This window comes from Dictyobacter alpinus, assembly GCF_003967575.1.
GTDB lineage: Bacteria > Chloroflexota > Ktedonobacteria > Ktedonobacterales > Ktedonobacteraceae > Dictyobacter > Dictyobacter alpinus.
Map to the genome: position 1 here is coordinate 102,357 of NZ_BIFT01000002.1, position 14,187 is coordinate 116,543.

Genomic DNA, 14,187 nt, shown 5'->3' on the forward strand with positions numbered 1-14,187 from the left:
AACATGCAAACAACACACACGATGCATCAACACAGGCCAAACTTCGATGAGATCGTTGCCTGGCTTGTAGACAAGATTGCCAGTTATGTGCTCGTCGAGGCATCCGATATTGATCATGCGAAAAGCTTTGCCAGCTACGGGCTCTCATCAATAGATGCGGTGGGTCTATCAGGCGAAATCGAGGAGTGGTTGGATTGTAAGCTGTCACCAACCCTGCTCTATGACTATCCCACGGTTGCACGCCTGGCGCTGGCTCTCGTGGATGATCCTGTATTGCCGAAACCATTCACGGCGCCTATCTCGCAACAACCCCTGGAGGAGAAAACGCATGAGATTGCCATTATCGGCATGGCCGGACGCTTTCCTGGTGCGGCAAATGTCGATGAGTTCTGGCACAATCTCCGTTCCGGCGTTGAAAGTGTCACCTTCTTTAGCACAGAAGAATTGCTCGCCTCCGGCAATGATGCAGAGACGATCCAGCGGCCAGACTATATCCGTGCTCGCCCGGTATTACCTGTAGAGAACGTTGAGTGCTTCGATGCGGCCTTCTTTGGCTATAGTCCACATGAGGCAACATTTACGGATCCGCAACACCGGCTCTTCTTAGAGTGTTCCTGGGAGGCACTGGAACGCGCAGGCTATGCCCCCGGATCGTATCCTGGCCTGGTCAGTGTCTATGCTGGCTGTAGTTTGAGTACCTATATGCTCTCATTACTGGTCACGGGACAGCTACAGGCAATTGATGATTATCAGCTCGTGATTGGCAATGACAAGGATTCGCTGGCCAGTACGGTCTCGTACAAATTAGATCTCAAGGGACCAAGCTTTACAGTGCAGACGTTTTGCTCGACCTCTCTGGTCGCGGTCCATCTCGCTTGCCAGAGCCTGCTCCATGGAGAGTGTGACCTTGCGCTCGCCGGTGGGGTCTCTGTACGCGTCCCCGGTCAAACAGGCTATCTTTATCAGGCCGGGGGTATGGAGTCAGAGGATGGACATTGTCGTGCCTTCGATAGCCAGGCAACGGGCACGCCATTTGGAGATGGTGCTGGCGTGGTGGTCTTAAAACGCTTGCAGGATGCTTTACGCGATGGCGATACGATTGATGCGGTCATTAAGGGTTCTGCGATTAACAATGATGGCTCACTCAAAGTCAGTTATACCGCTCCTAGCGTCATTGGACAGGCAACCGCGATTAGCAAAGCCTTAGAGCAGGCAGGGATAGAGGCCGCTACACTGGGTTATGTAGAAGCTCATGGGTCCGCTACGGAACTTGGTGATCCGATTGAAGTGGCGGCACTCACCCATGCGTTTCGCCAGCAGACGCCGCTGCGTAATTATTGTGGTCTAGGGTCGGTAAAAACAAATGTTGGTCACCTGGATCGGGCCGCCGGAGTCGCGGGCCTGATGAAAGTTGCGCTGGCACTCAAACATCAGGAGATTCCTCCAACCTTGCATGTCCAGGAAACGAATCCCAGGCTGGACTTAGCACAGAGCCCATTCTTTCTTGCGACCCACTTGCGATCCTGGCCGGAGGCCACACATCCCAGACGTGGCAGTGTCAATTCCTTAGGCTTAGGCGGAACGAATGCGCATGTTATTCTGGAGGAGGCGCCAGGACTCCCTGAGACAAGTTCATCGCGCTCCTGGCAACTACTGGTGCTCTCCGCACAGACTGCTACGGCCTTAGAGCAGGCAACCCACAATCTACGCCAGTATCTTCAAACCAACGAGCAGGTGCCGCTGGCCGATGTTGCCTACACTCTACAGGCAGGTCGTCAAAAATTTGAACAGCGCCGCATCTTTCTCTGCCAGGATCGCCAGGAGGCGCTACGCCTGCTTGCTCAACCAGCGCCCCCTCGTATGCTTGAGCAGAGACAACGCCGGACAGATTGCCAGACGTTTTTTCTCTTACCTGGGGTGGGTGAACAGACTCCCTACATGGCACACGAACTCTATCAGCAAGAACCGTTCTTTCGCCAGGAAGTTGATCGTTGTTGTGAGATACTTTTGCCTCTACTCAAGTTGGATCTGCGCACGGTCCTCTATCCTGATCACACCACGTTGGCGCTGGCAGGAAACATTCCAGCATCGGCTGCATCGAATGCCTATGCAACGCAGCAGGATTTTCGTTCCCTGCTACGGCTGCCTGGCAGTAGTAGATACAGGCAGGCATCCCCATTAGATCAGACAGAACTGTCCCAACCCGCGGTCTTTGTCATCGAATATGCGCTGGCACAATTGCTGATTTATTGGGGCATACAACCTCAAGGGCTCCTGGGCTATAGCCTGGGCGAGTATGTCGCGGCAACGCTGGCCGGGGTCCTCTCATTGGAAGATGCCCTGACGCTTGTAGCACGCCGGGCTCAATTTATCGCCACACAAGCACAAGGTGCACTTCTCTCAGTGGCACTATCGGAAGCAGAAATGCAGGCCTATCTCGTGCTGCATCCTGAGCTTGAGGTTGAACTGGCCATTATTGCGGCACCACAGGCCAGTGTTATGACTGGCTCGCTCGCGATGATTGAGCACCTGGAGCGGTGCCTGGCTGCCGATGAGCTTGCCTGCTTCCGTGTTGAGAGCACGCATGCCTTTCACTCACACCTGCTTTCTCCGGTCAGGGAACAGTTAATACTGTTGCTGCAAAGCATGGTCCTGCATCCACCAACGATCCCATATATCTCAAATGTCACAGGTACCTGGATCACCAATGAGCAGGCAATCAATCCTGAATACTGGGCTGAGCATATGTGTGGCACCGTACGCTTTATGGATGGCGTGGAATGTTTGTTACAGCAAGCACCCTATATCCTGGTTGAGGTTGGTATTGGCCAGACATTGGGCTCATTTGTCAGACAACATCCCGCTTGTGATCGAGAAAGGATGACGAAGATTATCGCGACCCAACCAGCCTCGGGTGTCGCGGAGACCTATGCGTTTTTCCTGACCGGCATCGGTCGGCTCTGGTTGGCGGGAGTAGAACTGGACTGGTCACACTTCTATGCGGGTGAACGCCGTCGCCGCATCCCTTTGCCAACCTATCCATTTGAACGCCAACGCTACTGGATCGATGGCGTTGATTGGCGCAGCCGTCCTGCCACGCTCCCTGTGCAGCCCGAACAGGTACGAAAGGGGAAACGCAAAAACGAGATCGCGACCTGGTTCTCAGTTCCCGGCTGGAAACAGGCCCCGCTCTCACCAGTTACACATGTTCAGGAAACTTCAGCGGGTTGCTGCATTATCTTCCAAGACCAGGAGGGCATTGGTGAGCGGCTGGCCTCTCATTTTCAGGCGTGCGGCCAGCAGATCGTGATAGTTACGGCGGGCTCAACGTTTGACGCCAGCGATACACATCACTATCAACTCAATCCGACCGCCTACCTTGATTATCAACACCTGTTTCAGACGCTCCACCATCAAAAGATAGTACCAACGCACATTCTCCACTGCTGGTCGCTCGCCAATATAGCCGCTGATCCGCTTGGAGTTGAGGAAGTACAACAACAACTCGATCTGGGTTTTTATAGTGTGCTGGCCCTCGTCCAAGCCCTGGGTGAGATTGAGCTTGAGCACTGTATTCTGAGGATTCTAGCTCATGGCATCTCAGACGTATTGGGACAGGAATCCCTCGCTCCTGCCAGGGCCACTATGCTGGGACTCTGTCGCGTTATTCCGCAGGAGTATGCCAACATCTCCTGTCAGCTGGTAGATCTTGAGTTGCCAGATCCAGACACCTCTGACTCACAGGAGCGGCTACTGGAGCAGTTAATTCACGAGCTGACAGGAGAGCCAACGGCAATACTGGTTGCGCTGCGTGGACGCTATCGCTGGCTTCCCAACCTTGAAGTGCTCCAACTTCCTGAACCACTCTCTCCGGCGATGTTACGTCAGCGCGGCGTGTATCTCCTGTTAGGGGGTCTGGGTGGTATCGGCCTGGCGCTCGCAACACATCTGGCCAAATATCACGCCCGACTGGTACTCACGTCACGGCAGGGTTTGCCAGCAAGAGACGCCTGGTCAGGTTTGCTGCAAACCGAACAGGAAGCGAGCACCATCCGGCAGCAGATTACAACGATCCAGGCGCTGGAACAACTAGGCGCTGAAGTGCTCATCCTGGCGGCCGATGTCACGGAAGAGCTTCAGATGCAACACGTCATTGAGCAGACCCTTGGCACCTTTGGAGAACTGCATGGCGTATTCCACCTGGCTGGAGTTCCAGGTGTAGGTCTGCTCCAACTCAAGACACATGAGGCGGCGGCAGCGGTTCTGGCACCCAAGGTACAGGGAACACTGATTTTGCATCGTCTCCTACAGGATATTCCGCTGGATTTCTTGCTTCTTTTCTCATCTATCACCACCCTTATCGGTGGACATGGCCAGGGAGATTATAGCGCCGCGAACGCCTTTCTAGATGCCTATGCCCACAGCCATGATCAAAGTAGCTATCCAGTGATGGCCGTTGATTGGGGCGAGTGGCAATGGAATGCCTGGTCCGCTGGACTGGCCGGTTATAGCAATGCCATGCGCTCTTTTTTCGAGGACAATCGACGTACCTTCGGTATCTCTTTTGAAGAGGGAGCGGCCGCACTAGAACGGCTCCTGGCTTTCCCTCGCCCACAGGTCATTGTTTCGACCCAGGACCTCCAGGACCTGATTCATGGGAGTCAGACGCTTTATCATAGCCACCAGCTAGGCGAGGACCAGCAATCCTTGCCAAACATTATGTTTCATACACGACCACCTTTGAATAACTCATATACCGCTCCCCGTGATGAGCATGAACGCGCAATGACACAGATCTGGGAACGCGTCCTGGCCATTGATGGTATTGGTATCTACGACAACTTCTTTGATCTGGGTGGAAACTCACTGCTCGGGGTGAGTCTGTTGCTACAGGTGCGGAAAACATTCAATCTGGAACGACTCCCGGCTTATAGCTTATATGAAGCCCCTTGCATTGAGGCCTTCACCCAGTATCTAACCCAGAACCACTCAGGCGTCACACTCAATGCTCTTGAGGAGCGAAGTTCTAAACGTCAATCACTCCTGAAAAAACGGATGCATGAGAAAAGCAAGTAAAGAGAGCGAGAGGAGAACTGACCATAGTGAAAAAAAGTATTTCGTATGATACAGCTCTAGCCATCGTTGGCATGGCCGGGCGTTTCCCAGGGGCAAATACGATTCATGGCTTCTGGCAGAATTTGCGCACTGGCACCAAGTCGATTCAACATTTTTCTGAACAGGAACTTCTGGCGGCAGGCGTCGATCCTGAAATGCTCAAGTTGCCCAACTATGTCCGAGCAGGCGCCATCCTTGAAGGAGCGGAATATTTTGATGCGGACTTCTTCGGCTATACGCCGCGTGAGGCCGAGTTGACTGATCCTCAACACCGCGTCTTCTTAGAATGTACCTATGAGGCATTACAAGATGCGGCCTATGATATAGAAACCTATCCGGGGCTGATCAGTGTCTTTGGTGGATCGGCGCTAAGTCCGTATTTTGTGCGCGGCCTCACCGGGAATCAGCCTTTTGATGAGGCTAATCTCGTCCAGATTTCCGTCGGCAATGAACGTGATTCTCTAGCCAGCGCGATCTCGTATAAATTGAACCTACGCGGTCCCAGCCTGGGAATACAGACGTTCTGCTCAACTTCTCTTGTCGCTGTCCATCTGGCCTGCCAGAGCCTGTTAAACTATGATTGCGATATAGCATTGGCTGGCGGTGTAGCGATTGCCATGCCACAAATCAATGGCTATCTCTATGAAGAAGGCGGAATCCTTTCTCCTGATGGTGAGTGTCGCACATTTGACGCCAATGGCGCTGGCAGCGTGATGGGCAACGGAGCGGCGGTGGTAGTCTTAAAACGGCTAGAAGAAGCTATCGAGGATGGAGATCAGATCTACTCAGTGATTCTAGGCACCCATATCAATAATGATGGGAGCCGTAGGGTAAGCTATACTGCTCCGGGCCTGGAGGGTCAGAGCGCGGTGATTGCGCAGGCGATCAGTAATGCTGGCGTCGATATTGAAACTATTTCATACATTGAAGCGCATGGAACCGCGACCATGCTAGGAGATCAGATTGAGCTTGCGGCCTTAAAAAAGGCGTTCGCACTCCGTACACAGAAAAAACATTTTTGTGCGCTCGGCTCACTTAAACCAAATGTCGGACACCTGGATCGGGCATCGGGCGTCTCTGGCCTGATCAAAACGGCGCTAGCATTAAAACATCAAGAGCTACCACCCAGCCTGAATTTTGAGAAAACCAGTCCGGATATAGATCTGGCCAATAGTCCTTTCTATGTGAATACCAGTCTGGCAGACTGGCAAGCGTCACCAGACAATCCACGTCGTGCGGGTGTGAGTTCGTTTGGTCTGGGCGGCACCAATGCTCATGTCGTGATCGAAGAGGCCCCACTCCTCCCTGCCTCTATGCCCGCTCAACCATGGCAACTCCTGGTCCTTTCCGCGAAAACGGCGACGGCCCTCGACAATGTGCAACAAAGATTACTCCACGCGATCCAGACAGAACCCGAGGCAAACCTGGCCAACATAGCCTATACCCTCCAGGTTGGACGCACCATGTTCAACCATCGCCGCTTCCTGCTCTGCCGTGATCGTGCCGATGCCCTGACACAGCTCTCAACGCAGAGCAGTACGCTCCCTTCACTCCACCAGACGGTCCGCAATCGTGCCCTGACGTTATTGTTCCCTGCGACAGCACACTTTGAGGCCACAAGCGCACAGAGCTGGTATCAGGAGGATGTCCTGTTTCGCGCCACGGTCGACGGATACTATCAACGCATTCATCAGCTTCCAGACTGCGCCGAGTATAGCTTTTCTTCTCCACAGACCCGGCAGGAAATGGCAGTGGCGGCCCTTGTGCTGGCCTGTTCACAAGTGCAATTACTCCTCAAATGGGGAATGACGCTCACAGCGGTCAGTGGTACAGCATACGGTCTGGATGCAGCGGCAGCCCTGGCTGGTCAACTATCACTTGAGGATGCAGTCCAGTTAACGATCACCCGCGCAAAGATCGATGCCGGCGCACTGCCAGCCGAGGCGCTCTCTGCGCTGATCCAACAACTCCACTGGCAGACGGGCGATATCCCTTATCTCTCACAAGCCACTGGTACTACATTGAGCAAACAGCAGGAGGCGTCGGCAGCGGTCTGGCTTCACGATAACCAGTTCGCATCTCGCCTCCCGGGCCATCTCTGCCAGTTACTAAGCGGACCAGAAAATGTCCTTGTCACCCTGGGCGATGATCAACTTGTCGCTCAGATCAAGAGCGCTCCCACGTATCTGCCTGCCTATGCGGAACGGGTGATTCCCTGGCAATCAAACACAGGTCCAGTTGGTCGGGCACAACTGCTCAATGTACTGGGTTATTTGTGGCTGTCCGGCGTCTCCATCGAATGGTCACAAGGATATACCGATGAACAGCGTCGACGCGTCTCACTCCCTACCTATCCCTTTGAGCATAAGCGCTTTTGGATTGAGGATAAAGCGCTGGCTGCGCCACAAGTACACAAAAAAGAGCCCGATCTGGCTCGCTGGTTTTATCAGCCTGTCTGGAAACCGGCAGCGCTCCCTGCCACGACTGCCAGTTCACCGCAACGCTGCCTATGGGTCTTCGAGGATCTGGCGGGCCTGGGTGAGCAGTTGGCTGGTCGTCTGAACACCATGGGACAGCGCGTGGTGCGCATCCAAGCAGGCGATACATTCATAAGAGTGCAACCAGACCTGTTCCAGCTGCGTCCAGGCAATGCCGAGGATTATAAGACACTGTGTAAGATGCTCCAAAAAGAACAGCTTATTCCCGAGACCATCTTCCATCTCTGGAGTGTGTCTACACAGAAGCTAGATAGCGGGCTCGACACGTTTCAAACCCTGCAGGTATCGGGCTTCCATAGCCTGATGGCACTGATCCAGGCCTTAAACACAATCCTCGGCAATAAACAGGTGCGTGTGCTCGCCGTTGCCAACGGACTCTATCAGGTACAGCAGCAGGATACCCTCATTCCAGAAAAATCGACCCTCATTGGTGCCTGTAAGGTCATTCCACAGGAAAACCTGGGCATGCGCTGCCATACTATCGATGTGGTCTTGCCAGAGGAGCCCATTTCGCCGACGACTCCCGTGCTGGCACAGCTTGTGCAGGAATACTTTGCCGACGATTCCGGGAATAGTCCGCTAGCCTATCGGGATCTGGAACGCCTGGCTCAGACATACGAGCCAATGACCATACCGGAGGCGCAGCAGCCCCCGTTCCGTCAGGGAGGCGTCTATCTGATCACCGGCGGACTCGGTAGCGTTGGCCCTCTCCTGGCTGAGCATCTTGGCAAAACCTATCAAGCCACGGTGATATTACTGAGTCGCGCTTCGCTCCTACCACGCGAACAATGGCAGCAATGGCTCGACGAGCATGATGAGAATGATGATCTAAGTATCAAGCTGAAACACCTACTTGCCATGGAGGCAGGGGGCGGCCGCTTTGTCCTGATGCAGTGTGATGTCGGTGATGTTGACCAGCTGCGGCAGATACTGCAGCAGATCCATACACGCTTCGGTGCGTTACACGGAGTGCTCCATGCCGCAGGCGTGACCAATGCCCTCTCGTTTAAGTCGACACAGACGATCACGCCCGCTGATTATGCGCTGCAAGTACGTCCCAAAGTAGACGGCCTTTATGCCCTGGAAAAGACACTGACTGAATATCCAGTAGATTTTTGTCTACTCTTCTCCTCTATCTCGGTCGTACTGGGTGGCATTACCTTTTCAGCCTATGTGGCTGGCAATGTGTTTCTGGATGCCTTTGCGCAAGCACGTCAGCAGACAAGCACCTTCCCCTGGCTCAGTATCGACTGGGATACCTGGAAAGTCAAAGAGAACATGCATGGTGCGATTGGCGCCACTGTGGCTGAGTATAGCATGGATCCCGAGGAGGCCTGTGCCGTGCTCACACGCGTCCTGGCCCGGCGTATCCCCCATGTGGCGATCTCGACTGGCGACCTGCAAGCACGTATCGATGAGTGGGTCAATCTGGCATCACTCCTGGCGACCGACGATGCCGATGAACAACTAGCGCACAAAAAAGGAACAGAGAAGGCGGTCCCGCTATCAATCAAGGCGTATACACAGAGCATGGTCGAAATCTGGCAACAGGTCCTGGGATTGTCGGAGATCGGCCTGTATGACAACTTCTTTGATCTGGGTGGTAATTCGCTGATCGGACTGCAAGTCATTTCGAAGCTCAAAAAAACCTTGAATAGGTCCATTCCGGCCGTGGCTCTGTATGAGGCACCTACGGTCAGCGCTCTGGCACAGTATCTCTTGCCTGCGGGTAATGAAGATGACGTTGAAGAGGCCCCTGACCTGCTGAAAGAGCGGCGCAATCAGGCCCGCCAATCCACGGTCCAGGAAGAGATTGCGATTATTGGCATGACCGGCCATTTCCCAGGCGCGCCTACCGTCGATGCCTTCTGGGAAAACCTGCGCAATGGCGTGGAGTCGATTAACTCTTTTACTGAAGAGGAGTTGATCGAGGCAGGCTGCGATCCCTTGCAGGTCCGCAATGCGGCCTATGTCAAAATGCGGCCAACGCTCCCAACGGAAGCAGTGGAAAACTTTGATGCCTTGTTCTTTGGCTATAGTCCACGTGAGGCCGAATTAACCGATCCACAACATCGGCTCTTCCTTGAAAGCTCCTGGGAAGCCCTGGAAGTAGCTGGCTATGATCCATCCACCTACACTGGACTGATCGGGGTCTTCGGCGGCTCAAATATTAGTACCTATATGATGAGTATGCTAAATAATCCTGATGCAGCCCTTGGGGATGACTATCAGATGGTGATTGGGAATGATAAAGATTCGTTAACCACCAGTGTCTCGTATAAGTTGAATCTGAAAGGCCCGAGCTTCGCCGTTCAAACCTTCTGCTCCACGTCGCTGGTGGCGACCCACCTGGCCTGCCAGAGCCTCTTACATGGGGAGTGTGATCTGGCACTGGCCGGTGGCGTCTCGATTCGTGTGCCGATGAAGGCAGGTCACCTCTATGAGGAAGGCGGTATGGAGTCGCCCGACGGCCACTGCCGCACCTTCGATGCGCAAGCCAAAGGCAGTATGTTCGGAGATGGAGTTGGCGTGGTGGTCCTGAAACGCCTGAGTGAAGCGGTGGCCGATGGCGATATTATTCATGCTGTCATTAAAGGCTCTGCGGTCAATAATGATGGCTCGCTCAAAGTCAGTTATACAGCTCCAAGCATTGTTGGTCAGTCTGAAGTGGTGACGATGGCACTGGAAGCAGCGGGCGTCTCGCCTGAAAGCATCAGCTATATTGAGGCGCATGGTACGGCCACTGAGCTGGGTGATCCGATTGAGGTGGCCTCATTGACAAAGGCCTACCGGGCATATACTGACCAGACTGGCTACTGCGCGATTGGTTCAGTCAAAACAAATGTTGGTCACCTGGATCGGGCGGCTGGCGTGAGTGGATTGATCAAGACGGTGTTGGCCCTCAAACATCACGAGATACCGGCCAATCTGCATTTCCAGGAGTCGAATCCTGAGATTGATTTTGAACAGAGTCCTTTCTATGTCAATAAAGACCTTTCGTCCTGGGAAACCAATGGGGAGCCGCGCCGCGCTGGCATTAACTCGCTGGGCCTGGGCGGTACTAATGCCCATGTCATCGTGGAGGAGGCCCCTGTACGGCCCGCCTCTGGTCCATCACGCCCCTGGCAACTGCTTATGCTCTCAGCTCGTACCTCCGGAGCGCTGGCCCAGAGTACGCAGCGACTCAGGGAGCATTTACTGGCAGACTCGACTGTTCCACTGGCGGATGTTGCCTATACCTTACAGGTTGGCCGTAAGCTAATGGATCATCGCCGTGTGGTCCTCTGCCGCACTACCGAGGAGGCCTTGAAAGCGCTGGATACACCTCCAGGCCCACAGGCTCAGGTATTCACAGGCCAGGAATCCCGGACCGATCGCCAGGTGGCCTTCCTGCTTCCAGGCGTAGGTGAGCGCTACATAGACGTTACGCAGGCACTCTATCATGCCGAAGAAACGTTCCGCAGCGCCATCGATACCTGCCATAGTTTCTTAAACACAAACTATGGACTCGATCTACACAGGATTCTGGAGCTAGATCAGATGCCCACGGAGACGCGCGTAGAAGCGGCTACAAATGGGAAGCTGTCGATGCAAAGCTTGCTGGGCCGCAATGGACAGGCCACAAAGTCAGCGGAACCTACCCGCACGGCGGAGATGCAGCCGACCGTCTTTGTGGTCGAGTATGCGCTGGCACAACTGCTGCTACAATGGGGCATCTCGCCACAGGCCATGCTTGGCTATAGCCTGGGTGAATATGTGGTGGCTTGTCTTGCCGGGGTGCTCTCATTGAAGGATGCCTTGCGCCTGGTGGCTGGTCGCGCCCAGTTAATTGAAGAAATAGAAACCGGGGCCATGCTGGCCGTGATGTTATCAGAGGCTGAGATCAAACCCTATCTGGACGCACAGATCAATCTGGCCATTCACAATAGCCCCACGGCCTGTGTCCTGGCGGGTCCGGTTACGGCAATTGAACAGCTAGCCACGCGTTTGCTTAAAAATGATATCGCCTGCCGACGTGTTGAGACAACTCACGCCTTCCATTCACAGATGCTGAGTCCACTGATGGATAAAGTCACGGAGTTGGCAGGTACGGTCACGCTGCACACACCCACGATTCCCTACATTTCAAATGTGACAGGCACCTGGATTACCGATGAGCAGGCCACCGATCCCGGCTATTGGGCGCAGCATATGTGCCAGACAGTGCGCTTCGCAGATGGTGTGGGCTGTTTGTTGACCGAGACAGATTGCCTCTTGCTAGAAGTTGGACCAGGTCAGGCCTTGAGCTTCTTCGCCAAACAACATCCAGCCTGTACACCGACCCGACGCGATCTGGTCCTGCCGACCCTACCAGCGCCACATGGCAAACAAAAACAGGATCCACACGCGTTTCTGCTCTCAACGCTCGGCAAACTCTGGCTAACCGGGGTGGTGCCAGACTGGACCGACTATTATCGCAACGAGAAGCGTCAGCGCGTCATCCTTCCTACGTATCCCTTTGAGCGTCAGCGCTACTGGATCGATGGTGGATCATCTTCAGCCCGTGCGATTGCCTCAAACAGGCAAAATCAGCAACAGGTGCTGGCCCCGGCTGCGATCCTGTCCAGTCTGAAAAAAGAGAAGCTAGATGATTGGTTCTATCTACCAGGCTGGAAACATGCCGGTCCGCAGTTGCCCGAAGTTTTCGCGGAGAATCCGGAGCAGCCTATCTGCTGGCTCCTCTTGCTGGATGAACGCGGCATAGTCAAGCAACTGGCCACCCTGCTGGTGGCACGTCAACATCAGGTGATTACCGTTGTTCCAGGTGCGGCGTTTGCACAACATTCACCCACGTCATTTACGGTACGCCCGGCTGAGCGAGCAGACTATACCCGACTGCTTAAAAAGCTGGAGCAGCCACCACAACGTATTATCCATGGCTGGACGATTACTGAGCCGCTGACAGAGCTCTCCCGGGAAATCCGGCTGGAGCACGTTATGGAGAGAGGTTTCTATTGTCTTATGGCGCTGGCCCAGGCGTTGGGTGAAGTAAATCTGGAGGACCCCTGTCAGATTATCGCGGTCTCGAATGAGCTTCAGGATGTGACGGGTCAGGAGACAACCTGTCCCGAAAAGGCCACGATCATTGGTCCTTCACGCATCATTGCTCAGGAGTATCCATCGCTCAGTTGTCGCAGTGTCGATATCGCGATCCCTCTACAGGAAAGCCAGCAGCGGACCCTGCTCAAGCATCTATTGGGAGAGGTGCTCACACCAACAACCGAGCCCGTGGTGGCCTTGCGCCGGACCGGGCGCTGGCTGCTGACCTTCGAGCGGCTGCATATTCCACCACAACCACTCCAGGAGACGTCATTGCGTGAGCATGGTACCTACCTGATCACCGGTGGTCTGGGAGGTATTGGTCTGGGTATGGCCAACTATCTGGCCCGCAGCGTCCAGGCCAATCTGGTCCTGATCTCTCGTAGTGGCCTGCCTGACCGCGCCCAGTGGGCCGACATCCTGCAAGAAAAGGGCAGTGAGAAGGGCGTCGGACGCCAGATCAGTCAGGTGCTGGCGCTAGAGGAACTCGGATCTACCGTCCTGCCTCTGGCGGCAGATGTTTCGCAGGTAGTCCAGATGGAAATGGTCATCCAGCAGACGACGCAGACCTTTGGCGCTCTGCATGGGGTCATTCATGCGGCAGGCTTACCAGGGGTCGGCCTGATGCAGAATAAAACAGCCGCGCAAGCCGCCAGTGTGATGTCGCCTAAATTGAACGGCACCATCGCGCTTGACCAGGCGCTGCGTGCCTGTCCATTGGATTTTCTGGTGCTCTTCTCTTCTATCACCTCTTCAACAGGTGGCGGCCCTGGCCAGATTGACTACTGTGCAGCTAATGCCTTTCTGGATGCCTATGCCATTCAACATGCGCATGGTAACTGTCGGACCATCGCGATTAACTGGGGTGAGTGGCAATGGAATGCCTGGGAGGCGGGCCTCTCCGGCTATGACGAGGAGACCCAGGCCTTCTTCCGCGCTAACCGCCTGGCCTTTGGCATCAGTTTTACCGAGGGGGCCGAAGCCTTACAGCGTATTCTGAGCCAGCCATTCTCGGAAGTTGTGGTCTCGACCCAGGACTTTGGGGTGCTCTCACAGCTTAGTCGGACACATACAGCGGCCACGGCCCTGGAGCAGTTCCATCAGGCGCGTAGCAGTCTCAAACGCCATGAACGACCACCCATGGGCAATGAATATACAGCCCCCCAGACGGATCTGGAACGTACATTAACCTCAATCTGGGAGGAAATTCTGGGCATCGATGGCATTGGCAGTAAAGACAATTTCTTCGATCTTGGCGGTAATTCACTGGTCGGTATTGAGCTGATTACCCAGGTGCGCAAAGTCCTGAAGATGCAAACGCTGCCTTCTTATGTGTTGTATGAGGCACCCACAGTGGAAACGATGGCCGCCTTCCTGGCAAATGAGGAGGCTCCGGTTGAGGAACAACAAGAGCAACGCCAGGAACGCAGCGATAAACGGCGTGAGAATTTAAAGTTGCGTATGCGTGAGCGTGCTGCCAGATAAAAGGATGTTG

Annotated in this window: 2 protein-coding genes; both read left to right on the forward strand. The window is 54.5% G+C overall.

Annotation, left to right across the window (positions count from 1 at the left end; translation table 11 throughout):
- The first annotated feature begins 3 nt into the window (after window positions 1-3).
- Entirely contained in the window at window positions 4-5,076 is a 5,073-nt protein-coding gene (locus EL633_RS22695; RefSeq protein WP_161982355.1) for a type I polyketide synthase, read from the forward strand.
- A gap of 26 nt (window positions 5,077-5,102) precedes the next feature.
- Window positions 5,103-14,177 (forward strand): type I polyketide synthase, encoded by a 9,075-nt coding sequence (locus EL633_RS22700; protein WP_126629589.1) that lies wholly within the window; start codon window positions 5,103-5,105, stop codon window positions 14,175-14,177.
- Window positions 14,178-14,187: the final 10 nt, after the last annotated feature.